The organism is Amycolatopsis sp. NPDC059021 (assembly GCF_042739895.1).
In the GTDB taxonomy this organism is placed as follows: Bacteria; Actinomycetota; Actinomycetes; order Mycobacteriales; family Pseudonocardiaceae; genus Amycolatopsis.
This window is the reverse complement of record NZ_JBHYIQ010000020.1, coordinates 5,864-30,528: the sequence shown is the minus strand read 5'-3', so window position 1 is coordinate 30,528 and position 24,665 is coordinate 5,864. Positions and strand designations below refer to the sequence as shown.

Annotated in this window: 23 protein-coding genes; 13 read left to right on the top strand and 10 right to left on the bottom strand. The window is 70.1% G+C overall.

The genetic code is table 11. From position 1 onward, the window contains the following. Window positions 1–363: 363 nt before the first annotated feature. Entirely contained in the window at window positions 364–2,226 is a 1,863-nt protein-coding gene (locus tag ACFWX1_RS14520; protein WP_378387355.1) for a M64 family metallopeptidase, read from the bottom strand. A gap of 148 nt (window positions 2,227–2,374) precedes the next feature. On the opposite strand from ACFWX1_RS14520, the gene ACFWX1_RS14515 reads away from it, so the two are divergent. After that, a complete protein-coding gene (locus ACFWX1_RS14515) occupies window positions 2,375–3,229 on the top strand; it encodes a DUF1932 domain-containing protein (protein WP_378387354.1) in 855 nt (284 codons plus the stop codon). Here the strand turns inward: ACFWX1_RS14515 and ACFWX1_RS14510 are convergent. Next, window positions 3,215–4,105, bottom strand: coding sequence for a helix-turn-helix domain-containing protein (locus ACFWX1_RS14510; protein WP_378387352.1), 891 nt, complete (start codon window positions 4,103–4,105; stop codon window positions 3,215–3,217). The genes ACFWX1_RS14515 and ACFWX1_RS14510 overlap by 15 nt on opposite strands. A 103-nt stretch (window positions 4,106–4,208) precedes the next feature. On the opposite strand from ACFWX1_RS14510, the gene ACFWX1_RS14505 reads away from it, so the two are divergent. From ACFWX1_RS14505 to ACFWX1_RS14485, 5 genes are all read left to right on the top strand, one after another. Next, entirely contained in the window at window positions 4,209–5,606 is a 1,398-nt protein-coding gene (locus tag ACFWX1_RS14505; protein ID WP_378387350.1) for an MFS transporter, read from the top strand. Beyond that, window positions 5,596–6,408, top strand: a complete 813-nt coding sequence (locus ACFWX1_RS14500) for a MerR family transcriptional regulator (RefSeq protein WP_378387348.1) — start codon at window positions 5,596–5,598, stop codon at window positions 6,406–6,408. The genes ACFWX1_RS14505 and ACFWX1_RS14500 overlap by 11 nt, the downstream gene beginning before the upstream one ends. A 19-nt stretch (window positions 6,409–6,427) precedes the next feature. Further along, window positions 6,428–6,898 carry a GNAT family N-acetyltransferase gene (locus ACFWX1_RS14495; protein ID WP_378387346.1) on the top strand — a complete coding sequence of 157 codons (471 nt, stop codon included), beginning with the start codon at window positions 6,428–6,430 and terminating at the stop codon, window positions 6,896–6,898. A gap of 291 nt (window positions 6,899–7,189) precedes the next feature. Then, window positions 7,190–7,948, top strand: a complete 759-nt coding sequence (locus ACFWX1_RS14490) for a class I SAM-dependent methyltransferase (RefSeq protein ID WP_378387344.1) — start codon at window positions 7,190–7,192, stop codon at window positions 7,946–7,948. Window positions 7,949–8,095: 147 nt separating this feature from the next. Further along, on the top strand, window positions 8,096–8,689 hold the full coding sequence (locus ACFWX1_RS14485; RefSeq protein ID WP_378387342.1) for a DUF4360 domain-containing protein: 594 nt from the start codon (window positions 8,096–8,098) through the stop codon (window positions 8,687–8,689). Here ACFWX1_RS14485 and ACFWX1_RS14480 read toward each other — a convergent pair. From ACFWX1_RS14480 to ACFWX1_RS14460, 5 genes are all read right to left on the bottom strand, one after another. Next, a complete protein-coding gene (locus ACFWX1_RS14480) occupies window positions 8,670–9,494 on the bottom strand; it encodes a hypothetical protein (RefSeq protein WP_378387340.1) in 825 nt (274 codons plus the stop codon). The two genes, ACFWX1_RS14485 and ACFWX1_RS14480, sit on opposite strands and share 20 nt — an antisense overlap. Window positions 9,495–9,537: 43 nt before the next feature. Beyond that, window positions 9,538–10,554 carry a Gfo/Idh/MocA family protein gene (locus tag ACFWX1_RS14475; protein WP_378387338.1) on the bottom strand — a complete coding sequence of 339 codons (1,017 nt, stop codon included), beginning with the start codon at window positions 10,552–10,554 and terminating at the stop codon, window positions 9,538–9,540. After that, the gene (locus ACFWX1_RS14470) at window positions 10,551–11,378 is read right to left on the bottom strand and encodes a sugar phosphate isomerase/epimerase family protein (protein ID WP_378387336.1); all 828 of its coding nucleotides are present in this window, start codon (window positions 11,376–11,378) and stop codon (window positions 10,551–10,553) included. Before ACFWX1_RS14470 ends, ACFWX1_RS14475 begins: the two co-directional genes overlap by 4 nt. Before the next feature lie 62 nt (window positions 11,379–11,440). Further along, a complete protein-coding gene (locus tag ACFWX1_RS14465; protein ID WP_378387334.1) occupies window positions 11,441–12,808 on the bottom strand; it encodes a gluconate:H+ symporter in 1,368 nt (455 codons plus the stop codon). Beyond that, window positions 12,805–13,299, bottom strand: coding sequence for a gluconokinase (locus ACFWX1_RS14460; RefSeq protein WP_378387332.1), 495 nt, complete (start codon window positions 13,297–13,299; stop codon window positions 12,805–12,807). Before ACFWX1_RS14460 ends, ACFWX1_RS14465 begins: the two co-directional genes overlap by 4 nt. 117 nt (window positions 13,300–13,416) lie before the next feature. Between ACFWX1_RS14460 and ACFWX1_RS14455 the strand changes: the two genes are divergently transcribed. Together ACFWX1_RS14455 and ACFWX1_RS14450 are read left to right on the top strand one after the other, a co-directional pair. Next, window positions 13,417–14,109 (top strand): FadR/GntR family transcriptional regulator, encoded by a 693-nt coding sequence (locus ACFWX1_RS14455; RefSeq protein ID WP_378387330.1) that lies wholly within the window; start codon window positions 13,417–13,419, stop codon window positions 14,107–14,109. A 108-nt stretch (window positions 14,110–14,217) separates the two neighbouring features. Next, window positions 14,218–14,574: an SH3 domain-containing protein gene (locus tag ACFWX1_RS14450; RefSeq protein WP_378387328.1), complete on the top strand. Its 357-nt coding sequence runs from the start codon at window positions 14,218–14,220 to the stop codon at window positions 14,572–14,574. Window positions 14,575–14,682: 108 nt separating this feature from the next. Here the strand turns inward: ACFWX1_RS14450 and ACFWX1_RS14445 are convergent, their stop codons facing one another. Both ACFWX1_RS14445 and ACFWX1_RS14440 read right to left on the bottom strand, forming a co-directional pair. Then, complete coding sequence (locus tag ACFWX1_RS14445) at window positions 14,683–15,810, bottom strand: carboxylesterase/lipase family protein (protein ID WP_378387326.1); 1,128 nt, start codon at window positions 15,808–15,810, stop codon at window positions 14,683–14,685. After that, window positions 15,801–16,697 carry an MBL fold metallo-hydrolase gene (locus tag ACFWX1_RS14440; protein WP_378387325.1) on the bottom strand — a complete coding sequence of 299 codons (897 nt, stop codon included), beginning with the start codon at window positions 16,695–16,697 and terminating at the stop codon, window positions 15,801–15,803. The genes ACFWX1_RS14445 and ACFWX1_RS14440 overlap by 10 nt, the downstream gene beginning before the upstream one ends. Before the next feature lie 78 nt (window positions 16,698–16,775). On the opposite strand from ACFWX1_RS14440, the gene ACFWX1_RS14435 reads away from it, so the two are divergent. Both ACFWX1_RS14435 and ACFWX1_RS14430 read left to right on the top strand, forming a co-directional pair. Next, window positions 16,776–19,337: an AAA family ATPase gene (locus ACFWX1_RS14435; RefSeq protein ID WP_378387511.1), complete on the top strand. Its 2,562-nt coding sequence runs from the start codon at window positions 16,776–16,778 to the stop codon at window positions 19,335–19,337. A 251-nt stretch (window positions 19,338–19,588) separates the two neighbouring features. Beyond that, window positions 19,589–20,818: a thioester domain-containing protein gene (locus tag ACFWX1_RS14430; protein WP_378387323.1), complete on the top strand. Its 1,230-nt coding sequence runs from the start codon at window positions 19,589–19,591 to the stop codon at window positions 20,816–20,818. A 71-nt stretch (window positions 20,819–20,889) separates the two neighbouring features. On the opposite strand, the gene ACFWX1_RS14425 is transcribed toward ACFWX1_RS14430, so the two are convergent. Further along, window positions 20,890–21,492, bottom strand: a complete 603-nt coding sequence (locus ACFWX1_RS14425) for a DUF4190 domain-containing protein (RefSeq protein ID WP_378387321.1) — start codon at window positions 21,490–21,492, stop codon at window positions 20,890–20,892. A 169-nt stretch (window positions 21,493–21,661) separates the two neighbouring features. On the opposite strand from ACFWX1_RS14425, the gene ACFWX1_RS14420 reads away from it, so the two are divergent. Genes ACFWX1_RS14420 through ACFWX1_RS14410 form a run of 3 tightly spaced genes read left to right on the top strand, consistent with a single transcriptional unit; the run spans window position 21,662 to window position 24,441 of the window. After that, a complete protein-coding gene (locus ACFWX1_RS14420; RefSeq protein WP_378387319.1) occupies window positions 21,662–22,861 on the top strand; it encodes a sensor histidine kinase in 1,200 nt (399 codons plus the stop codon). 30 nt (window positions 22,862–22,891) lie between these two features. After that, window positions 22,892–23,539: a response regulator gene (locus ACFWX1_RS14415; protein ID WP_378387509.1), complete on the top strand. Its 648-nt coding sequence runs from the start codon at window positions 22,892–22,894 to the stop codon at window positions 23,537–23,539. Continuing rightward, the gene (locus ACFWX1_RS14410) at window positions 23,536–24,441 is read left to right on the top strand and encodes an ABC transporter substrate-binding protein (RefSeq protein ID WP_378387317.1); all 906 of its coding nucleotides are present in this window, start codon (window positions 23,536–23,538) and stop codon (window positions 24,439–24,441) included. Before ACFWX1_RS14415 ends, ACFWX1_RS14410 begins: the two co-directional genes overlap by 4 nt. The last annotated feature ends 224 nt before the right edge of the window (window positions 24,442–24,665 follow it).

The window sequence follows — 24,665 nt, the reverse complement described above, 5'->3', positions numbered from 1 at the left end:
CGGCCGCACCCGGCGTGTAGGGCGCCCTCCCGGGAATGGGGGGGCCGGGGGGGTGTGTCGCCAACGCCCGTTACGAGACGTTCATCGTCGGCAACGGAGCGTTCGCGACATCGGGTGATGTGGTCGGCTCGTGTGCGGGAGGTCCGAGGGACGCCCTGGGTGCATCCACCGCACCGAGGGACGCCCTTGTCGCACTCAACGCACCCAGGGACGCCCTTGTCGCACTCCCCAGGTCAGCGCACCGAAGCCGTCGTCGACCCCCAACGCGCAGCAACCACGGCCTCGCCTACCTGCCGGTGAAGGTCCGTGGGGGCCTCCTTGAGGGACCCAGAGTCCCTCAAGGAGGCCCCCACGGACCGCTGGTCACCGAGGGGGAAGCAGTGTGACGGTGAAGCGGCTGGTGGGGCCGACGTTTCCGGCGGCGTCGGTGGCGCGGTATTCGACGGTGTGCTTCCCGTAGCCGGGTTTCCGTTCGGTGAACGGCGAAACGGTCAGGCCGTCCGGGCCGAGATTGCCGTAGGCGAGGCCATCGATCTCGGTGCCGCGCGCGGTGAAAAGATACGGCGCATTCGGATCGGTGGGCCAGCCGTAGTACTTGTGCCAGCCGTCGCCGTCGACGCGGAACTCCGGGATCAGCCGTCCCGCCCGGTCGTCGGTCGCGGTGAGCCGCATGGTGAACGGGCCGTCGAAGACGTACTCGGGGTCGCCGGACGCGCCGCCGGTCCGCAGGGCCTTCGAGAGCGTGGCGGTGGTCGCCGGGCCCTGGGCGTCCACCGTCCACGTGCGCGTCGTGCTCCCGACCGTGGCGGTCAGGCTGTGGGTGCCGGGGGACAGCTTGCGCGCCTTGAGGTCGAAGTCGCGGTCGTTGCCCTCCACCGGAACCGTGACACCGTCGAGCGCCCAGCGCACGGAGGGGATCGCCCCGGTCGGCTGGCCGGTCTCGACGTAGACGACGTCGTTCGCGCTGACCGGACGGTCGGTTGGCGTCGACTCGGCGATCGGAGGACCTTCAGCGGGCGGCGTGCTCAGTGACGTGTCGATGGTCCAGGTGCGGGTCGCGGTCAGCGCGGCGGACGCGCGCACGGCCGGGTCGCGGACGAAGTCCGTCGGATCGGTCACCTTCACCGTCAGCGTGTGCCTGCCCTCGGGCAGCCCCGCCTTGCGCAGGTCCACGGCGTGGCCGCGGCCGGGCAGCCGGACGTTGTCGAGGGTCCACGTCACGTCGAGCTGGTGACTGACCGGATGCGTCACCGTCACCCACACGACCCGGTCGGCGCCGATGGGCGCCGTCGACGGAGTGCCGCCGGACAGGATCGGCACCTTCGCGGAGATCCGCTGCGTCATGCGCTCGCGGCTGACCTGGTCGAAGGCGTAGCCGAGCGTCTTCATCATCGAGTGACGGCTCGGCCGCCAGACCCCGGACCGCTCGTAGAGGCCGCCTTCGTACCGGCCGATCGTGCCGCCGGACTCGCTGGGCTCGCCCAGCCACCGCCACCATTTCGCCTGGCGCGACCGCATCTGCTGTTCGGTGAGCAGGGTGTGGTGCAGCGAGGTGGGCTCGCCACCGGTGTAGACGCCGCCGGGGACGGCGCGCTGGAGGTAGTCGTATTCGTCGTCGAGCCCGCCGAGCGAATGGCCGATCTCGTGCGGTGAAATGAGCGCGGACAACGCGTTCCCGCCCGACGCCGTCGCGTACGCGCCACCCGCGCCGCCATACGTACTGCTGTTGCCCAGCCCCAGGATCTGGCGGTTGGCCGACGTCGTGCCCGGTACGAGATCCGCGTACCGCTTGGCCGCGGCCTCGTCCATCGTGAGCAGCCGCTGGACGCCGTTCGGGTCACAGCCGCCCCAGAAACCCATGTTCAGCGGGGTGTTCCGGCGCGGCGAGGACAGCGCGGGGTCACAGTCCACACCGGACTCGGGCGAGGCGATCTCCACCGCGTACACGTTGAAGTAGCCGCGATAGGACTTGAAGGGCTCCAGCGACCACAGCGTGTTGACGTGCTTTTCCACGTCCGCCAGGAACTTCGGCTGTTCGGCCGCGGTGTATCCGTCGCCGAGGAGCACCAGGTTGAACCGCGCGGACGGCGAACCGGTGACCTGCACCGGAACGACCGTGGCGCTCGGCGCCGGTGCGGCTTCCGCGGTGGCCGGGACGAACAGTGGCAGCGCCGCCGCCAAAAGGCCGATGGCGAGTCTTTTCCCCAGCGTTTTTCCGCGCGGCATGCCGCCACTCCCGTCGCTCGCGAGCATCGCTCAGGTGATCGGCCTCATCCCGGTGTACCGCACCGCGTTCCCGCCCGGAACCCGCCGGAAGTCGGGTCGGCGTCCGGTGCATGCTGGGGGAGTCCGCGATCGTGAGGAGTGCCGGGAGATGAACGCCACCGAAGACACCGTTGCGCTGCTGCACCCGGGTGACATGGGCGCGGCGGTCGGGAAGCAGCTGGTGGACAAGGGAATCCGGACGACCTGGATCGCCGGGGGCCGAGGCGCCGCCACCCAGGCGCGGGCTGAGGCGGCGGGCTTGGAGGCCCGCGAGGAGCCGCGTGAGCTGGCGGACTGCTCGGTGGTGATCAGCGTGTGCCCGCCGGCCGCCGCTCTGGACGTCGCGGCGTCGGTCGCCGCCACCGGCTTCCGGGGCGTCTACCTGGACGCGAACGCGATCAGCCCGGAACACGCCCGGGAGATCGACGCGTTGTTCGCGCGGCGCGGCGGGGTCTCGGTGGTCGACGGCGGGATCGTCGGGCCGCCGCCGCGCGAGGCGGGGACGACGCGGCTTTACCTGTCCGGGGCGGACAGCGCGGTGGTACGGGACCTGTTCGAGGGAACAACGCTGCGGCCGATAGTTCTCGGCGCCGAGGTCGGCGGGGCGAGTGCGCTGAAGCTGTCGTTCGCCGCCTACAACAAGATGACTCACGCGCTGGCGGCGTTGTCGTACTCGGTGGCGGGCCACCACGGTGTCACCGGCGAGCTGCGGGAGCTGGCGGCCACGATGCTCCCGGGAACTCCGCTGGGCACCCCGGACGCCTTGCTCGCCGCGGGGAGGCGGGCTTGGCGCTGGGAAGGTGAGATGGCCGAGATCGCTTCCGCCTGCGAGGACAGCGGGGCGCCTGGCCTCTTGCCGCGAGCTGCCGAAGACCTCTTCGCCCACTGGGCGAGCTGCAAGGACGACGACACCTTGACCTTCGAACGGCTCCTGCGGGAACTGACCCGGTCAGACGAAGGCTGAACCGCCGTCACGATCCGGCAGCGGGTTGTCCGAGGGCACCGACGTCGTCTGCGCGAGCAGTGTCAGCGCGTGGTGGGACGCCGAACCGGGCGGCGCGGTCATCGTGACCAGCATTTGTTCCGGCGCACGGGCGACGTCGAACGCCTGCTGGGTGAGGGTGAGCGCGCCGACGAGCGGATGCCGCAGCTCGTAGTCGGCGGCGTCGCAGGGCCGGATCCGGTGATCGGCCCACAGGGTCGCGAACTCGGGGCTCTTCATGGACAGCTCGCCGATCAACGCGGCCAGCGCGGCGTCTTCGGGGTACCGGCCGACAGCCAGCCGCAGATTCCCGACCATAGCGCGGGCCTTGCGGGGCCAATCGGCGTACAGCTCGCGGCTGTGCGTGTCGAGGAAGACCAGCCGGGCCATGTTCGGCCGGTCCGCGGGTGTGTCCGGCGCGGCGGCGTCGAGGTGCCCGGCCAGCAGCGCGTGGCCGAGCGTGTTCCAGGCCAGGACGTCGGTGCGGCGGCCCTGGACGAGCGCGGGCACGTCGGCCATCAGCCGCAGGAGATCGAGGGTGGCGGGGCTCACGCGCTCGGGCGCGGGCTTCGCGGCCTTGGCGCGTCGGGGTGCCGCGGCGAGGCGGCGGAGGTGGTCACGTTCGTCCCGGTCGAGCCGCAGCACCTCGGCGATCGCGTCGAGCACTCCCGGCGAGGCGCCGCGGGACTGTCCTTGTTCGAGGCGGGTGTAGTAGGACGCGCTGATCCCCGCGAGCTGGGCGAGTTCCTCCCGGCGCAGGCCCGGCACGCGGCGACGCTCGCCCAGCGGGGCCAGGCCGACGTCGGCCGGCCGCACCTGGGCCCGGCGGGCCTGCAGGAATTCGCCGAGTGCGCTCATGGACCCGAGTATGCGTGATCTTCGGCGGCCGTAACCAGACCCTGGAAGTGCTAGGAAAAGCTGGGGCTGGGACCCGGCCGTCTTCGTCGCCAGAGTGACGTTCATGGACACCGCGACGAGCCGGAAGTGGGGTGTGCTGACCGGGGTCGGCATCCTCAGCTTCCTCGGCTGCATCGACCTGACGATCGTCAACACGGCCGCGCCGGACATCCGCCGGGACCTGGGCGCGACGGTGACGCAGACGCAGCTGGCGGTCAACGTCTTCGTGGTCGCGCTGTCGATGTTCATGGTGACCGCGGGGCGGCTTTCCGATCGCTACGGCCGCCGCCGCGTCCTGTACCTCGGTTCTGTCCTTTTCGGACTGTCATCGCTCGGCGCGGGGCTCGCGCCGGGCGTGGTGCCGCTGATCGCGTTCCGGTTCCTGCAGGGCGCGGCGTGCGCCGTCCTGTACACCAGCTCCAGCACCATCGTGGCAGGCGCGTTCCCGGAGGCACAGCGCGGCAAGGCGATCGGGACGTTGTTCGCGGTCAACGGCATCGGCCTCGCGATCGGCCCGATGCTCGGCGGGCTGATCGTCGGTGCGCTGAGCTGGCACTGGGTCTTCCTGATCAACGTGCCGCTGGTGCTGGCCGCGCTGGCGATCTGCTCGGTCAGCCTGGCCGAGTCACGGGCGACGGACGCCAGCGGCGGGTTCGACTGGCCGGGTCTGCTGCTGCTCATGCTCGGCCTGGCCGGGCTGATCTTCGGCGTCACGTTCGACGACACCTTCGGCTGGGTGTCGTGGCCGGTGCTCGGTTCGCTCGGGATCGGCGTCGCGGCGCTGGTCGCGTTCGTGCTCGTCGACCGCCGGGCTCCGCATCCGCTGATCCCGTTCCGGCTGCTCGCCGGGCGGCGGTTCCTCAGCGCCGTGACGTCGGAATTCGGGCTGGCCTTCTTCTACACCACGGCGTTGTTCCTGATGCCGTTGTACCTGAGTGTCGTGCGGGGTGACGGCGACGTCGCCATCGGCCTGCTGATGCTGCCGACCACCGCGACCGTCGCTGTGCTGTCCCCGGTCGTCGGCCGGGTGGTGGACCGCGTCGGGCCCCGGGCGGTCCTGATCACCGGGTTCGCGGCGCTCACGGCGTCGGCGCTGCTCCAGTCGCGGCTCGGCGTGGGCAGCGGGCTCGCGTATGTCGTGGTCGCGTTCGTGCTGATGGGCGTGGGCTGGGCCTGCGTGCTCGGCCCGTCCGCGGTCATGGCGCTGTCCGCGGTGCCGCCGCGGTTGTCCGGGCTCGCCGTCGGTGCCACGTGGACGTTCCACAACTTCGGCGGTGCGATCGGCCTCGCGGTGAGCCTGACGCTGTTCCGTGCGTTCGGTTCGGTGAGCCCGGAGACGTTCCCCGCCGGGAACCGGGCGGCGATGCTGCTGCTGACGGGCACGTCGCTGGCCGCGCTGCTCGTCCTGGTCGCGTTGGGCCTGCCTCGGCGGCGTGCGCGACACTGTTCCGGTGCCGAGTGATGTCTATATCCAGGGAACCGACGGCCTGACCGTCGGCCGTACGGCCACGCTCGTCGGGGTGAGCGTGAAGACGCTGCATCACTGGGACGCGATCGGCCTCGTGCGCCCGAGCGGGCGGACCTGGGCCGGATACCGGCTGTACTCGGCGGACGACGTCGGCCGGATCCATCGGGTCCTCGTCTACCGGGAGCTGGGCTTCCCTCTCGCCGAGATCGGCAGGATCCTCGACGACCCGGACGCCGACGCGCGTGCCCATCTGCGACGGCAACGGTCGGAGCTGGTGGCGCGCATCTCGCGTCTCGAGAAGATGGTCGGCGCTGTCGATCGCATGCTGGAGGCCTCGCGCAGCGGGATGCGGCTCACTCCGGAGCAGCAGGTCGAGATCTTCGGCGACGACTGGCAGCCTTCGTGGGTCGAGGAGGCCGAGGAACGCTGGGGCGAGAGCGCACAGTGGGCGCAGTATGCCGAGCGGGCGGCGAAGCTGACCCCGGAGGACTGGCAGGAGGTCGCGGCCACCACCCGCGCGCTGGAGAACGACCTCGCCACTGCGAAACGCGCCGGCGTCGTTCCCGGCTCGGACGAGGCGAACGCCCTCGCCGAGCGCCACCGTGCCCTGCTCTCGGGGTATTTCGACTGCACCCACTCGATGCAGGCGTGCCTCGGGCGGATGTTCGTCGCCGATGAGGGATACACGTCGCACTACGACGCGCTCGCGCCCGGCCTGACCGTCTGGCTGCGGGACGTGATCTTCGCGAACGCTGAGGCGCATGGCGTGGACCCGGAGACCGCGACCTGGGAGTGAGCTGCTTCAGGATGGAGCGGTGGAAGACATCACGATTCGCCCGGCCCGGCCTGACGACCTGAGCGCTGTCGCCGAGCTTCGCTGGAACTGGGCGCAGGAGATCTACGGAACGCCCGATCTCTCGCTGGAGGAGTTCGTGCCCCGGTTCGTGGCGTGGGCACAGGAGACCTCGCATCGGTGCTTGGTGCTCGTCCGCGGCCAGGTCGTCGTCGGGATGGCGTGGCTGGCGATCACCGGACGTGTGCCGCATCCGCGTGCGATCGAGCGGAGGTCGGGCGATGTGCAATGCGTGTACGTGGTACCGGAGGAGCGTGACCGTGGCCTGGGCGGCGGGCTGATCGAGGCTGTCCTGGCTTGGGCGAGCGAGCTGGGGCTCGAGCGGGTGACGGTGCACTCCAGCGACCGGGCGATCCCGGCTTATGTCCGTCACGGGTTCGAAGCGTCGCCGAGCCTGTTGCAACTCGAGGTGGGAGCACGCCGCTCGGAGTGACTCGCGCCGAGTCGCTGCCCGGAGGAGGTGCGCGGCGACGTTGATCGCCGCGAACGCTCCGTTGGGGACGATCACTGTCGCCAACGGAGCGTTCAGGACACCGTCGCGGACTGGCGGATCCACGTTGAATGTTCCTGGCAGCGGACAGCGGCCACCTGAACAGCACCTCACCGGCGTTAGGTGAAGATAAGAGGAGTTCGCTACCTAAATCCACAAAGGACACTGCCGGAGTCCGGAGGGGGCGGGGATCGACGAGGTACGGCTCGTGGCGTCCTGTGAGATGGTGGATGGGTGACGACAAGTGCTGCGGGGTTCGATCGCTGGTATGCGGAGCGGGTCGAGTCGCCGGTTGCCGACGAGCTGGTGCGGCGTGTGCTCGGCTTGCCGCCGGATCTGCAATCCACCAGTCTGCTGGGCGGGGCCGGGCTCGACGAGGTGGTGACGGCGCTCGACCTGCGCGACGGCCAGGTTCTGCTGGATCTGGCCTGCGGGCGCGGCGGATACGGGCTGGAGATCGCGCGGCGCAGCGGCTGCCGGGTTGTCGGGGTGGACTTTTCGGCGGTCGCGATCGGGCAGGCGCAGCGTCGGGCGCAGGAGCTGGGGCTGGCGGATCGGGCCGACTTCCGGGTGGGCGAGCTGGCCGGTACGGGGCTGGGCGCGGCGTCGGTCGACGCGGTGCTGATCGTCGACGCCGTCCAATTCGCCGAATCGAAGCTGGACGCGTTGCGCGAGTGCCGCCGCGTTCTCCGCCCCGGCGGGCGCGTGGTCATCACTTGCTGGGAGGCCCTGGACGCCGCCGACGATGCGGTGCCCGCGCGAATGCGGCAAATGGATCTGGCCAGGCAGCTGCCGTCGGCCGGATTCGCCGACGTCGAGGTCACCGATAAACCGGCATGGCGCCGGGTCGAACATGCGCTGTGGCAAGAGGCTCTCACGCTCGATGCCCGCGACGACCCCGCGATGCTGTCCATGCAGGAGGAGGCACGCCGGGTCCTGGCCACCTTTGACGGATTGCGGCGCGTCCTGGCCACGGCAACCGTGCCTCGCTGATTCCGTAAGCAATTATGATCGGTAATGTCTGGCCGGCTTAATCGGTCTTCGGCGTGACGAGTCAATGCGGTGGACCGAATGGACCAGCACTTTTACCGGGGTTCCCTGTGCTAAGATGTATCACTTCGCGCAGCGGGAGGAAATCCCATGTCCGCCATGATGACTGTCGCTGGTCTGGTGGCTTCCCTGCTCATCTCGCCGCAGGCCGCTACCGGCTCTCCTCCCGATAAGGTCATCATCGAGGTCGTCGTCATGAACGGCACGGCGTGCCCTCCCGGAAGTGCCGCCGTCGTCGTCGCGCCCGACAACACGAGTTTCACCGTCACTTACCGCCGGGCCGCCGAATCGGCCGATGTCCGGCGCAACTGCCAGATCAGTCTGCGGATACATTCCCCGGGCTTCACCTACGCCATCGCCGAGGCGGACCACCGCGGGGATCTCGTCCTCGACAACGGCGTGCGGGCCGTGTTGTCGGCGAACTACTACTTCCAGGGAATGACTTCGCAAACGCCGGTGACGCAGTCGTTCACCGGCCCGTTCGCGGACGCATGGGAACTGCTCGACAAACCCGATATCGCGCACTTGGTCTATCTGCCCTGCGGTGAAGAGCGCAACCTCAGTTCCACGGTGGATCTGCGGTTGAGCCCCGGGACACCTGATCCGAGGAAGAATTTCGTGACCTTGGATTCGACGGTCTTCCGCTTCGCCTGGAAGAGCTGCCTCAGCCGCATTTCCCGGTGAGCCATTTCTTGTAGTCCGCGGTCCAGCTGGTCGCCACGCGTTTCGGGGCCTTCTCGAGGTTCGCCTGCCAGCTCGCCACGTTGCCCTTGAACGAAGGCGGCGGTTCTTCCCACTGCACGGTGTCCGGCCACGAAGGCCCGCCGCCGAGGACGGCGGGGAAGGTGCCCGCGGCGACCCGCGCCTTGAGCGTGGCGGCGATGTCCGGGTCGTGGGAGTACACGGTGATCGGCTGGGTCCGGTAGCGCTCGGCGACCGGGTCGGTGATTTCGCTCCACGCCTTGGCTTTCACCGCGGCTGAGCCGTCGAGCAGGAAGACGCGGTTCTCGCTCTTGATCTCCAGCTGGGCGTAGGCGCCCTTCGCCTTTACGTGGTCGAGCCACTGACGCAGCGAGTAGATCGTCTCGCCCTTGTACGGACCCCACTGTAGTTTCCGGCCCTGGAGCTTGTCCGCGCCGGCGGACCAATAGAGGTCGGAGATGTCCTTCTTGGTGCCGTCAAGCCCCCAAGTCGACTTGTTGTGCCACATCACGGCCTTGCCACTGACGCTGCCGTCGCTCTGCGAGGCGACCTTGGTCAGCCGGACGTCCGCCTCGAACCCGCCGGAGCCCTGCGCGATGAGGGAGTCGACGGCCTTGAGGTTGTTGGGCGCGCGCAACTGGTCACGTTTCCAGGCGTCGGTCCCGCTCGGGTAGCCGCCGTGGCTGACGATGACCGGACAGGCGGGCAGCGCGTTCGCGGGGGCCGCGGCGCCCAGCAGCGTCCCGGCGGTGAGGACGGCCGACGCCGTGATGTTCCGGAGCTTCATGCACACAGCCTCCTCCAGGGGCGTACAGAAGACGTACAACCGCTCAGCGAAGCCGCACGGGGACGTCGGTGCGCGCCGATTCGTAGATCGCGAGGATCACCGCGAGTGTGCGCCGGGCATCGGCGACCGTGACCAGCGGCGGCCTGCCGTGCTCGACGGCGTCGACGAAGTCTCGGTACTGGTCGGTGTGCGCCTCGGACAACGTCGCCGGATCCGAACCCGCGCCAGGCCCCGGCGAGCGTTCGAGAGGCGGCGCCTCGCCCTCGGCGGTGTGGAAGGTGACGAGCCGGTCGTCGTCGATCACCGCCGAACCGCGGTCACCGTGGATCTGCACCCGCGCGGTCAGCCCGGGGTAGGCCGCGGTCGTCCCGTGGACGACGCCGAGCGCGCCGCCGGCGAACCGGATCGTGGCGGTCGCGACGTCCTCCACCTCGATGCGTTCGTGGGCGAGGCAGGCGGTCCACGCGAACACCTCGACCGGCTCACCGAGCAGCCACACCAGCAGATCGACGGTGTGGATGCCCTGGTTCATCAGCGCACCGCCGCCGTCGAGCGCGAGGGTGCCCCGCCAGCCGCCCGAGTCGTAGTACTCCTGGCTCCGCCACCAGGCCACGCTCGCCACACCCGAGGTGATCCGGCCGAAGTCCCCGCTCTCGGCCGCGCGGCGCACCAGCCGGCTGGCGGTGTCGAAGCGGTGCTGGCTGATCACCGTCACGGTCCGGCCCGACTCCTGCTCGGCGCGCAGCAGGCGATCCGCGGCTTCGAGGGTGACGTCGACGGGCTTCTCGACGACCACGTGTTTGCCCGCCCGCAACGCGGCGATGGCGATGTCGGCGTGGGTTCCGCTCGGCGTACACACGGCGACAGCGTCGATGTCCTTGCGGGACAACGCATCGGACGCCGACGTCGTGAACGCCACGTCGTACGCGTCGGCGAGTTCCGCGGCACGGTCGGGGATCTCGTCCGCCACGAGGACGAGCTCACCGACCGCCGCGATCGACTTCGCGTGCTTTTCGCCGATGACGCCGCAGCCAATCACCGCGAACCGTAGTGCGCTCACCGGTACTCGATCCCTTCGGCGGACAGGATTTCCACGAACGCCTGGTGCGCGACGCCGAACAGTTCGGGGCCGCTGAAGCCGCCCATCCGCCCGGCCGCGGCGAGATGCGGTTCCAGCGAGAAGAACCCGTCGAAACTGTCGCCACGCAGCGCGCGGATCGTCTCGCGCACCTCGCCGTCGCCCTCGCCGGCGGGCACGACCTCGCCGGACGCCAGCACCGCGTCCTTGATCTGGACGTACTCGAGATGCGGGCGCAGCAGTGCGTAGCCCTCGGTGTACGGCCGACGTCCACATTGGACGAAGTTGGCCGCGTCCCAGGCGAGCCGCAAACGCGGTGAGCCGACGGCTTCGACGATGTCCAGGCAGCGCTCCGGGATGTCCCCGTAGATGTCCTTTTCGTTCTCGTGTACCAGGATCACGTCGTGCCCCTCGGCTCGGGCGGCGAGCGCGGACATCCGCCGAAGCACCTCGTCGCGATGGTCGCCCGGATCGTCGTCCGGGGGCAGGAAGAACGAGAAGATCCGGATGTATGGCGCTTCGAGCGTCCGCGCGACGGCCAGTGCACGGTCGAAGCGCCGTAGATGCGCCTCGAAGTCTTCGTGGATCCCGATCTTGCCGATCGGCGAGCCGATCGAGGACACCCCCAGACCGTGCCTCGCGAGCAGGTCACGGACCCGGCCGAGCCGGGTGTCGTCGAGGTCGAGCACGTTGGTGTCCCACGCACCGCGGAACTCGACGTACCCGACGCCGAGTTCCGTCAGCACCTGGCACTGCACTGCGGGATCGGGCGAGATCTCGTCGGCGAAACCGGACAGGGTCCACATGGGCGTCCTCCAGCACCTCGACGGCGTCTCGCCCGATCCTCGCAGCAGCGGGTGAACGCCGCCTAGACCAGAGCCGACAACGGAAGGATCAGCGCGATCGCGACCACCGAGATCAGCGTCTCCATCACCGACCAGCTCTTCAGCGTCTGGCCGACCGACATCCCGAAGTACTCCTTGACCAGCCAGAACCCGGCGTCGTTGACGTGCGAGAGGAACAGCGAACCCGCGCCGATCGCGAGGACCAGCAGCGCGCTGTGGCTGGGGTCCATGGTCGCCGCGAGCGGCGCGACGATGCCCGCCGCCGAGACCGTCGCGACGGTGGCCGAGCCGGTGGCGAGCCGGATCGCCACCGCGACCAGCCAGCCCAGCAGCAGCGGCGAGAGGTTCGCGCCCTTGGCGAGACCGGTGATGACGTCGCCGACCCCGGCGTCGACGAGGGTCTGCTTGAACCCGCCGCCCGCGCCGACGATGAGCATGATCCCGGCGATCGGGCCGAGCGAATCGCCGATCGTGCTGGACAGCTTCGCGCGGTTCAGTCCGGCGGGGCGGCCCAGCACCACCATGGCCACCAGTACCGCGGCGAGCAGCGCGACCAGCGGGTCGCCGATGAAGTCGAGCACCCGGCGCAGGTGGTTTTCCTTGCCCAGCAGGATGTCCGAGAGTGCTTTCCCCAGCATGAGCACGACCGGCAGCAGCACGACGGACAGCGTCGCGGCGAAGGTCGGCCGCGGTTTGTCGCTGCTTTCCCGCTCCGGGACGAGGCGCGCGGGCGGCGTCGCGTCCGGCACCATCCGCGCGGCGAAGCGGCCGAACAGCGGACCGGCGATGACCACGGTCGGGATGCCGACGAGCAGGCCGAAGGCCAGCGTGATGCCGACGTTGGCGTTCAACGCGCCCGCCGCGGCCAGCGGGCCCGGGTGCGGCGGGACGAGCCCGTGCAGCACCGACAGCCCGGCCAGCGCGGGAATTCCCAGCAACAGCACCGGTTTCCCGCTGCGCTTGGCGGCGAGCAGGACGACCGGGATGAGCATGACCAGGCCGATCTCGAAGAACATCGGCAGCCCGATCAGCGCGGCGACCAGCGCCATCGCCCACGGCAGGCCGCGCCCGCGCACCTTGCCGAGGACGGTGTCGACGATCTGGTCGGCGCCGCCGGAGTCGGCCAGCAGTTTGCCCAGCATGGCGCCGAGCGCGATGAGTACACCCACCGACGCGACGGTGGAGCCGACGCCGCCGGAGAAGCTCTTGAGCAGCTTGTCCACCGGCATCCCGGCGACGAGTCCGAGCACGCCGGAGCCGAGGATCAGCGAGAGGAACGGGTGCAGTTTGACCTTGGTGATCAGCACGACGATCACCGCGATGGCGAGCACCGTGGCGCCGATGAGGCGGGTGTCGTGGCCGGTCCAGCCGGCGGCGAGAGTGGTGGTCATGCGCGTTCCTTGAAGGCGGCGAGACCGGCTTCGACGATCTCGGCGGGGGACTCGTGGATGTCGAAGACGCGGCCCGGCTCGTCGGGTTCGAGCGGTTCGAGGTCGGCCAGCTGGGAGTCCAAAAGGGACACCGGCATGAAGTGACCGCTGCGGGTCTTCATGCGCTCGGCGAGCGTCGCGCGGTCGCCGTCCAGGTGCAGGAACCAGACTTCGCCGCCGGTGCGCAGTACGTCCCGGTAGCGGCGTTTGAGTGCCGAGGAGGTCACGACGCCACCGGTCTTCTGATGGTCGCGGATCCAGGCGGCGATCGCCTCGAGCCAGGGCGCGCGGTCCTCGTCGGTCAGCGGTGTCCCCGAGGTCATCTTGGCGATGTTCGCCGGCGGGTGGAACGAGTCCGCCTCCGCGTATTCGACGCCGAGCTCCTCGGCCAGGGCCGTGCCGACGGTCGTCTTGCCCGACCCGGACACACCCATCACGGCGATGACAGTCATCGCGCTACCTCCCACGTCGTTGTGTACCGGCGCTGTGCTGCGGAGAGTACAACCCAAAAGTACTACTTAATCAAGAAAAAGTACTACTTAATCGAATCAGATCGCTAGGTTGAGCGAATGGGGAACGACAGGCACGAGGAAGTGCTCGACGCACTCGGCGCCGCCATCGCCAATGGCGAGCTGCCGCCGGGGTCGGTGCTGCGATCCGACGAGCTTCAGGAGCGTTTCGGCGCTTCGCGCACGGTGGCGCGCGAGGTCGTCCGTGTGCTGGAGACGATGCGGCTGACCAGCAGCAGGCGCCGCGTCGGCATGATCGTCCGTGACCCCGCGGAGTGGAACCACTACGACCCGCGCCTGATCCGCTGGCAGCTCGACGGGCCGTGTCGTCCCGCGGCGCTGCGTACCCTCACCGAACTGCGCTCGGCGATCGAGCCGTGCGCCGCCCGGTTCGCGGCGTTGCGCGCGACGCCGGAGGAGCGCGGGAAGCTGTCGGCGCTGGGGGAGCGGCTGGCGCGGACGGCGAAGTCCCGCGACCTCGACGTCTTCCTCCAGCACGACGTCGCCTTCCACGACCTGCTGCTCGCCGCGTCCGGCAATCCGATGTTCGCGCAACTGTCCGAAGTGGTCGCCGAGGTCCTTGCCGGACGGACCGGGCACGGTCTGATGCCCGAGGAGCCGCAGCCCGAAGCGATCGCCTGGCATCTGGAGGTCGCCGCGTCGATCGCCGCTGGGGACGCGGACCGTGCCGAGCGGGCGATGCGGGACATCGTCAGCCAGGCCCGCGACGAGATCGCCGCGCTGGTCGAGTAGCTGCCGGAGCGACGCATCTCACAATGTGCGAACCGGAGGAACCGGACAGGGGCCGCTGCGCTCTCATCCGCTGCTTTGCTCACCAAGCAGTGATTCGAGGAGTCTCACATGAAGATCCTGTCCCGCGTTGGGGTCGCGGGAGCGACGGCGTTCGTCGCTTCGATGGCTTTCGCCGCACCTGCTCTCGCCGCTCCGGCCCCCGTGGCCGCCGCCGCGCCCGCCGCCACCGCGGCTGCCGCGGGCACCGACTGCCGGTGGAAGGCCGCCGAGACCATCAAGATCCGTACCGCGCCGAAGACCAGCGCCACCGCTGTCGGCCAGGTCAACAAGGGCTCGAAGGTGTGCGTCTACCCGCCGGCGGTCAAGGGCGGCACGTACACCGCGTGCAAGCGCACCGACGACCGGTGGCTGAAGATCGGCACCAACCGGTACATCGTCGGCATGTGCGTCGACTTCACCGGCTGATCTCCGTACCTGGACGGCGAACTCGCGTACCTGGATGGACGACACGACGCCACCGCCGTGTCGTCCATCCAGGAACGCTTGTCGTCCGTCGGGGTACGCGAGTTCGCCTCAGGCGAAGCGGTGGTTGCCTCGCCAGCCGGGGTCGCCGGTCTTGGCGAAGCGGACCCACGCGCCGTGCATCTCGGCCGCGAGCGACGGCGGGACGTCCGGGCCGAGCAGGCCGTCCGGTGTGCGGAGGGCGGGCAGGTCCGTGTTGTCGAAGACGAACGGGAGTTCCGCGGTGTGGCAGGCGCCCAGCGGGCCGTCGCGCCAGTCGAACTCGTAGGTGAACGCCTTGTCGTACACGGAGAGCAGCCGCTCCCGGCCGTCGCGGAACATCGCGTCCACTGCCGCGCCCCGCTCGGGACCGCCGTAGAGCCCCGATTCCTGCGAGTTCGTGCCCACGAGGACGTCCACCGGCAGCGGCCGGGGCGGCTCGTCGAGTATCACGCCCAGCGGGGTGACCCGCCCGGTCGGCGCGGGGACCTCGGCGAGTTCGGCGACGAGCCGTTCGTCGGGGATCTCCGCGAAAGCGTCCACAGTGGACGGAATGCCGAGCCGGTCGGCCAGCGCCCGCGTCGTCTGCCGGGCCTCCTCGCCGGTCATCGTGACGAGCCCGCCGCTCTGGCTGATCGCGCGCCGGAAGAGCCCGTCCGCTTCGGGCGTCACCAGCAGCCCGCCGACGAGCATCGCGCCCGCCGACTGCCCGAAGACCGTCACCTGGTCCGGATCGCCGCCGAACTCGGCGATGTTCCGCCGTACCCACCGCAGCGCGGCGATGACGTCCAGTAGTCCCCGGTTGCGTGGCGCGCCCGGCAGGTCCAGCCAGCCCGGCGCGCCGAGCCGGTAGTTGAGCGTCACCAGCACCACGCCGTCGCGTGCGAACGCGGTGCCGTCGTAGAGCGGCGCCTGGCCGGTGCCGGAGACGAACGCGCCGCCGTGCACGAAGACCATCACCGGCGCGCTGCCCATTCTCGACGGCGTCCAGACGTTGAGGGTCAGGTAGTCCTCGCCGCGTTGCCAGCCCGGCCCGATCACCGGGCTCAGGTCCACCGGGAACTGCCGTGGGGGAGCGGGTGCCGTCGGCCCGAGCCCGTCGTAGCCGCGCACATCGTCCACAAGGGACGGTGCGGCGAAGCGTGCGGCACCGGTGGGCGCGGCGGCGTAGGTGAGGTTGCGGAACACGTTCACCGCCATGTCGCCCACTCCTTCACCGCGAAGTCGCCGCCCTCGCGCTGGACGTGGACCGCGCTCGCGCCGGGGAAATGCGCGGGGAACAGCAACGCGTTCTCGTCCGCCGCCTGCCCCAGCACCCGGCGGCGGGCGACCCGTGCCTGGGCCTCGTCCTCGTCGAAGCAGGGGCAGTGATCCGGCTGGGCGATCTGCAGCGGACTGTGCAGCAGATCGCCGACGAAGACCGCGCGGTCGGCGCCCGAGCGCAGGCGCACCACCGAGGAACCCGGTGTGTGCCCCGGTGCCGGTTCGATCCGCAGGTTGGCGTCGACGTCGTAGCCGTCGCCCTCCCACAGCACCGTCTGCCCGGCCCGGTGGACCGGCGCGACGCTGTCCTCGAACACGTTCTGCGACTGCCGCCCCGAGCGGGTTTTGTTGCCGTTGTCCGGGTTCCAGTAGTCGAAGTCGGCGCGCGCGATCACGTACTCGGCGTTCGGGAAGGTCGGCTGCCACTCGCGGTCCACGAGCCGGGTGTTCCAGCCGACGTGGTCGCCGTGCACGTGGGTGCAGATCACCACGTCGACGTCCTCCGGCTGGACACCGGCGGCGGCGAGTTCGCCGAGGTAGTCCGTGTCGAGGTGAGCGAAGAACGGCATGTACGGGCGCTCCCGGCCGTTGCCGATGCCGGTGTCGATCAGGATCGTCCTGCCTTCGCTGCGCAGCAGCCAGGTCTGGATCTGGGTGCGGACCTGGTCGGCGGCCGGGTCGAGGAACTCGGGAGCGAGCCAGTGCTCGTGCTCGCGCCAGTGCTCGATGGCCACGTCCGGGAAGACGAATCCGCGATCGAGGCCCCGGACGGGCAGCTCGACCACGCGGGTGATGTCGACGTCTCCAAGCGTCATGGTGTCCATGCGTCCAGCCTGCGGACCGGTGGCGCCGGGCGGTATCGGTCACCTGACTGCACCTGGGGATACAGTCGCAAGGTGACCATGATCGGACGCGAAACCGAGAGTGCGGCCGTGCTCGGTCTCACCAGCGGCGCGCTGATCGTGACGGGTGAACCGGGTTCGGGCAAGAGCACGCTGCTCGAACTGGCGGTGGACGCGCATCGGGGCCGCGTGCTCCGGATGACCGGGAGCGAGACCGAGCGGAACCTGCCGTTCGCCGGGCTGCACCAGCTCCTGCGGCCCATCCTCGACGACGTCGCCGGTCTGCCCGAGCGACAGCGTTCGGCGTTGCTGGGCGCCATTGGCCTTGAACCGGGCGGAACTCCGGACCGGCTGCTCATCGGCGTCGCGCTGCTCGCCCTGTTGTCCGATCTCGCCGAGCGGTCTCCGGTCCTGGTCGTCGCCGACGATCTGCAGTGGATAGACGCGGGTTCGCGCGAGATGCTCGCCTTCGCCGCCCGTCGCATCGACGGCGAACCTCTCGCGGTCCTCGCCGCGACGCGGGACGCCGCGGGTTTTTCCGGCTTCCCGGCACTCGCGCTGGGACCGCTCGACGACCGGTCCGCGAGCGCGTTGCTGGACAGCCGGCCGCAGCCGCCGACCGGAAAGCGCAGGCTGCGCGTTCTCGACCAGGCCGCCGGAAATCCGCTCGCCCTGGTGGAACTGGCACGGACGGACTGCGCCGACGAGGACTTGCTGCCGCTGACCGACCGGCTCACCCGGGTCTTCGCCGCCGACCTCGAAATGCTTCCCGAACACACCCGGCAGGCGTTGCTGCTGGTCGCCGCGGACGAGCTGGCCGCCGTCGAAAACGCCGAAGCACTGGCCCCCGCCGAAGCCGCGGGGCTGGTGCGGATCGCGGGTGGGCGTGTCCGGTTCCGGCATCCGCTGGTCCGCTCGGCGATCTACCACTCCGTTCCGCTGGCCGACCGGCGGCGTGCTCACCGCGCACTCGCCGCGTCGCTCGACGGCGAGCCCGATCGCCGCGCGTGGCATCTCGCGGCCGCCGCCGACGGTCCGGACGAGACGATCGCCGCCGCGCTGGAGGACTCCGCGGGCCGGGCCCGCGAACGCGGCGGGCACGCGGCGGCGGCGAGCGCGCTGGAGCGTGCGGCCGAGCTGAGTCCGGAGCCGCACGACCGTGCCCGCAGGCTGGTGGCCGCGGCGGGCGCCGCCGTCTACACGGGACAGCCGCGCTGGGTGGAGCAGCTCGCCGCGAAGGCCGAGGCGAGCAGCAGCGACGACGTCGTGCTCAAGGCCGAAGCGTCGTTGCGGGTCGGGCAGATCCTCACCCTCAGCGCCGAGCACGACACCGCGTTGTCCCTGCTGTTACGAGCGGCGGAAGTGCCCGAGCTGCGCCGGATCGCGGTGGCCTCGGCTTCGGTGGCCGGGTTCTACTCCGGTGACGAGGAGCAGCGGCTCGCCGTCCGCGCCATGGCCGGGGACGATCCGTGGACACTGGCCGTGACCGATCCGACCGTCCGCCGGGGCGAACTGGCCGCCGCGCTGCCCGCGCGGGTCGACCGGGCGGGCAGCGACCCCGGGCTGCTCACCTCGCTCGGCGCGATGGCCTGGCTGCTCGACGAGACCGAGCAGGCGGTGCGGATCTTCGACGAGGCACTGCACCGCTGGCGGATGCACGGCGCGCTGCCGACCGGGCTGGGCTGCTCGGCGGGCTGGGCCTACCTCGACCACGGGCTCTGGGCGCAGGCCCGGCTGGCCGCGGCGAGCGCGACGTCGGCCGGAGCGGGGATGCCGCATCTCGACGCCGCCACGCGCTCCCTCGACGCCGCCGCGCTCGCGCTCACCGGAGACACCGAGCAGGCCCGTGTCACCGCCACGACCGGACTGTCGCTTGTGGACCCGGACCGCAGCAGGGCTGTCGGCGCGCGTCTCCGGTGGGCACTCGGGATGGCCGAGGTCGCCGACGGTGACCACGCGGCGGCGTACACGCAATTTCGCCGGATGTTCACCGACGAGGGCGACCCCGTCCACTACGCGTGTTCGTACGCCGCGCTGGCCGAACTCGCCGCGGCCGCCGCGCGCACCGGGCACGAGGCCGAAGCGGCGGAAATCGTGGAACGCGCGGAAAAGCGACTCGCGGATGACCGTTCGCCTCGTATGCGCGCGCTGATCCACCGCGCCCACGCCCTGCTCGAACCCGAAGAAGCGGAGTCGCATTTCGAGATGGCGCTGGCCGATCCCGCGGGCGGGCAATGGCCTTTCGAACGCGCGCAAATCCTGCTGGACCACGCGGAATGGCTGCGGCGGCGCCGTCGCATCGCCGACGCGCGCCCGAAGCTGCTCGCCGCGATGGAGGTCTTCCGCCGGCTCGGCGCACGTCCGTGGATCGACCGTGCCCAAGGGGAACTCCGCGCCGCCGGCGTCGAAGCCGAACCGGCCACACCGGACGCGCTGACCTCGCTCACCCCGCAACAGCAGCACATCATCCGCCTCGCCGCGCAGGGCCTGAGCAACCGCGAAATCGGTGAGCGGCTGTTCCTTTCCCCGCGCACCGTCGGCTCGCATCTCTACCGGAGTTTTCCGAAACTCGGCGTGACCGCGAGGTCTCAGCTGCGTGACTTGATCGAGTCCGTTCGTTAGCGCGGTTTGTCCTTTTTGGTTGGCCGCTGTTGTCGGGCACTGTTGTCGGACACTGTTGGGTACTTAGGGTCACCCTTTTGGTCACTTTGGGCAAATAGGGACACCCTGAGTGTGCCTGTGTGTGGCCTGTGTATGCTCCGGTGTCGCTGAACCGGGTGATCGAAGATCACTCGGTAGGTGCGTCCGTCGTGGTCGGGAAATCGTGATGTCACGCGGCTGTGGGATTCGTGTTCGACTCGGATAGGAGACTCATGCACGGCAAGTCAGGACTCATGCGGGGCGGCGCCGCTGTGCTCGGCGCTGCCGTCGCACTGCTCACCGCGGCTCCCCTCGCGAGCGCGGACCCGGTCTCGGCCATGAGCACCGGTGAGGCCAAGGGCAGGGTCGAGGGCGGGGACGCGGCGTTCCAGGTCAACTTCGACCGCGGTCCGGTCAACACCCCGGTCGCCGAGCTGTTCAACCTCACGCTGTCCGATGGCAGCAAGCTCAAGGTCTACTGCGTCCAGGTCGACGTCGACCTGGACAAGCAGCAGGACATGATCGAGCGGCCGTGGGACAAGTTCCCGGACGCCGCCTCGCCGTTCCACAAGAACCGCGACAAGCTCAACTGGGTGCTGCACCACGGCTACCCGGCGAACGACCTCGCCGCGATCGAGGCCGAGCTGGCCAAGAAGGACGTCAAGTTCCACGACAAGCTGTCCAAAGCGGAGGCCATCACCGCGACGCAGGCGGCCGTGTGGCACTTCAGCGACGACCGTAACCTGAACCCGGAACACCCCATCCGCTCCGGCTCCGCCGACGACGCGGCCGATGTCCTCGCGCTGTACAAGTACCTGACCGGTGACGCCAACACCGGCATCGGTGAGCAGCCCAAGCCGACGCTGAACATCAGCGCCAAGGCGACCGAAGGCAAGGCGGGCACCCGGATCGGCCCGTTCACCGTCACCACCACCGGTGACATCACCGAGCTGACCAGCAAGCTGCCCGAGGGCGTCAAGATCACCGACGCCGACGGCAAGGAGCTGAAGACCGCCGACGTCAAGGACGGCAGCGAGCTGTACGTCGATGTCCCGAAGGACTCCAAGGACGGCAACGGAACCTTCGCGCTGAAGGCGTCCGGGCACCTGGACACCGGTCGTCTGTTCGTCGGTGAGAACTACGAAAAGAAGAAGGCGCAGTCGCTGATCGTCGCGCAGTCCGAGAAGACCACGGTGAGCGCCAACGCCGCCGCGAAGTGGACCGCGGGCACCGTCACCCCGCCGACCAGCGAGACCAGCACCCCGCCGAGCGCCACCACCGCGCCGCCGACCCCGAGCGGCCCGCCGACCACCGCGCCGTCGGTCGTCCCGCAGGCCGAGCAGGGTTCGCTGCCCTACACCGGTGTTTCCGCGATCCTGCCGATCAGCATCGGTGCGCTGCTGCTCATCGGCGGCACCGTGATGCTGCTGCTCGTGCGTCGTCGCCGCAAGAGCGCCGCGTAACGAACAACGCTTGACCCGGCGGGGCCAGTCCACTATCCACTGTGGACTGGCCCCGTTCGCGTCGCCGGGTCTCACGTGCCGGTGCAGGCGGCAGTGGCGAACTCGCCGGAGGCGGTTTTGGTCGAGACCACCGCACCGTCCACAGTGATCTTGCAGGTCACCGAGCCGCCGGTTTCCGCGGTCGTCACGGTGAGCGTCCCTCCTTTGTAGACACCCTTGTTCTCGACGTTCTTGTGCCACGGCAGGGACGGAGCCGTTTCGGTGCTCGGGTTGAGGACCTCGCCGTAGACGATTTCGACGTTCTTGGCGTCGCCGGTCACCTCGTAGGAAACCTTCGCCGTTTTGGCGATTTCCTTGTTGACGTCGTCGACCGCTTTGTTGAAGACGAAGATCCAGGTGACGCAGACACCGAGGCCCAGTACGGAAATCACGATCCCGGCGATCGACAGCCCCTTGTTGGACGCGATGCCCTTGCGCACCCTGGCGAGCCCGATCGCGGCGAAGATCAGGCCGAGTACGACCAGCGGCCAGGCGATGATCCCGACGAAGGGGATCGGGGAGAACACCAGGCCGATCAGGCCGAGCACGAAGCCGGTGGTGCCGATGCCGTTGCGGGGTGGCGCGGGCGTGGCCAGCGGGGGCATGGCCGGGGGATAGGGGGTCTGCTGGGTCACGGGGTTTTCCTTTCCGGGGGAACGACGCGACGGATGTAATCAGCGGGCGCGGCCTCGCCGCGTCGTCCGGCGGGAACAGAGGCGTTACGACGAAAGTCGTCACTTCGCCGTCACGTGTCAGCGGATCCGCTGATGCGGGGATACCGGGGCCGGTGCGTAGGCTCGGCACATGGCAAGGCGTGTGCTCGGCGTGGTGCTCACCGTGGTCGCGGTCGCCGCGTGCGTGGTGACCGGCATCTTCGTCTTCAGCACCCAGGGATATCTGCCCGGCACCAAGACGTTCGTGCCGACGTGGTGGTCGGTTCTCGGCTTCCTCGCGTCGATCGGGGCCGCGGTCATGCTGTGCTGGCGGCACCGCTGGCCGTTGCTCGTCACCGGCATCGCCCTTGCCCCGTCACTAGTGTTCGGGTTCGAGTCGCTCGCCGCGCTGATCTCACTGGCCGCGCTGGCCGCCGCGCGGCGCGACCGGCTGCTGCCGCTGGGCGCCGTAGTGGTGTACGCCGCCACCGCGCTCGCTCTCTGGCGCGACGCCCACCGCCATCGCGACGTCACCATCGCGGGCTTGATCGTCGGCCGGGAGACCAGCGCCGGGCAGGTGATCGGGATCCTCCTGCTGGCCTCGGTGCTGACCGCCATCCCGCTGGCCGTCGGGATCACCCGCGGCGTCCGCGACGACCTCGCGCGGCGGGACGCCCTGGAACGGGAACTGCGCGCGGAGATGACGCGCCGGGCCGAGCGGACGCGGATCGCGCGCGAGATGCACGACGTCCTCGGGCACCGGCTTTCCCTGCTGTCACTGCAGGCCGGAGCGCTCGAGGTCAACCAGGGCGATCACGCGCGCGCGACCGAGGCCGCGCGGACCGTGCGCACCACCGCCCGTCAGTCGCTCGACGACCTCCGCCAGGTCATCGGCGTGCTCCGGGACGGCAAGGGATTCGCCGAGCCCGCCGGGGATCCGCGGCCGGGCGAGCACGCGCAGCCGGGACTGGCCGACATCCCGGAGCTGATCGCCAACACCCGCCGGTCCGGCCTGTCCGTCAACATCACGATCCTGCTCGACGAGGCCGCCGCCGCGCCCGCCCTGCTCGGCACGGCGGCGTACCGGATCCTCCAGGAAGCGCTTACCAACGTGCTGCGGCACGCGCCCGGCGTGGTGGCGGACGTGGCCGTCCGCGGCGGGCCGGGCGCCGGGCTCACCATCGAGGTGGTGAACCCGCTGCCCGCCACCGCCCCGCCGTCGCCGGGGTCGGGCACCGGGCTGACCGGCATTACTGAACGGGTCACGCTGCTCGGCGGGAAGGTCGGCGCCGGGCCCGCCGACGGTGAAAAGTTCGCACTCCGGGCGTGGCTGCCGTGGGAACGGCACTAGGATGGGCGGGTGCCCCGGCGCCCACTGAGAGTGCTGCTCGTCGACGACGACCCCCTGGTGCGCACCGGCTTGTCCATGATCCTCGACAGCACCGGCGACATCACCGTTGTCGGCCAGGCCGGGGACGGCGACGAGGTCGTGCCGAAGGTGACGGCGCACGCCCCGGACGTCGTGCTGATGGACATCCGGATGTCCCGGATGGACGGGCTGGCCGCGACCGCCGCCGCCACCGCGCTGGCCAATCCGCCCAAGGTCCTCATGCTGACCACCTACGACCTCGACGAGTACGTCTTCGACGCGCTCGCCGCGGGCGCGAGCGGATTCCTGCTCAAGGACGGTTCCCCGCAGGAGATCATCGAAGCGGTGCGGGTGGTCGCCGACGGCGAGGCGATGCTTTCCCCGCGTACCACCAGGAAACTCATCGGTCATTTCGTCGCCGCCCGCACGAATCCGCGGCGGGCCATGGCCAGGGCCGGGCTGAGCACGCTGAGCGAGCGCGAACGCGAGATCGTCACGGCCGTCGCGCGGGGCAAACCGAACGCGGAGATCGCCGGCGAACTGCATCTGAGCGAGGCCACCGTGAAAACGCACATCACGCGGATCTTCGCCAAGCTCGACGCCGCGAACCGGGTCCAGCTCACGATTTTCGCCTACGAAGCGGGGTTGGTGACGCCATGAGGAACGTTCTCCGCACCACGGCTCTCGTGCCGGTGGTGGCTGTGACCGCGCTGCTCGCGGCGTGCGGCGCGGGTGGGTCCGGCCGTGGGCCGGCGGAGCAGGGACAGCCGGGGGAAATCCCCGCGGCCGCGAAGGACGACGCGCTCGCCGCGCTGGTCCCCGCGAACATCCGTGCCGACGGCCTGCTCGTGTTCGGCCAGGACCAGAGTTCGCCACCGGGCGAGTTCGTGGAGAACGGCAAACCGGCGGGCTTCGACGTCGACCTCGGCACCGCTGTCGGGCAGGTGCTCGGCCTGGGTACCGAATTCCGGAACACCGCCTTCGACGGCATCATCCCCGGCATCGCGGCCGGGAAGTACGAAATCGGCATGTCCTCCTTCAACGTCAAGGCGGAGCGGCTCAAGACCGTCGACATGGTCACCTACTACCGGGCGGGCAAGGCACTGGCCGTGCCGAAGGGAAACCCCGACCGGATCACGCTGGACACGTTGTGCGGCAAGAACGTCGCGACGCAGAAGGGCACCGCCGAGGTCGAGGATCTGGAGCGCCGCAGCGCGGCCTGCGTCTCCTCCGGCAAACCCGCCGTCACCATCACCCAGTTCCAGGCGCAGACCGACGTGAATCTGGCGCTGGCCTCGAAACGTGTCCAGGCCGAACTCGCCGACTCGCCCACCATCGACTACGTGGTGAAGCAGAACGGGGGACTGGAGCGAGTCGGCGAGCCGTACGACACCGCGCCGTACGGCATGGTGCTGCCGAAGGACAGCGGCGACTTCGGGCGGGCGGTCCAGGGCGCGGTGCAGAAACTGATCGACAGCGGGATCTGCCGCCGGATCATCGACAAATGGGGGCTGGCGGCTTCCGGCGTCCTGACCAGGTCGGAGATCAATCCGCCGGTCTGAAATGGCGTCCTGGCGTGATGGGTGGAGAATTCACGCGGCCACCACGCTGGCTGAGGATCGCGGCTCAGGCACCGCGTTCGCCCTTGCCGAAGGGGCGGGAACCGTTGGTGCGCAAGGAAGTCGCCGGGGGGGGGGCCGGGGCCCGGCCGCCCCGCGCCCCGGGCGGGGGGGGCCCGCGCCGCCCCCGGGGGCCCCCGCGCGGGGTCGCGGCGGGCGCGCCGCGG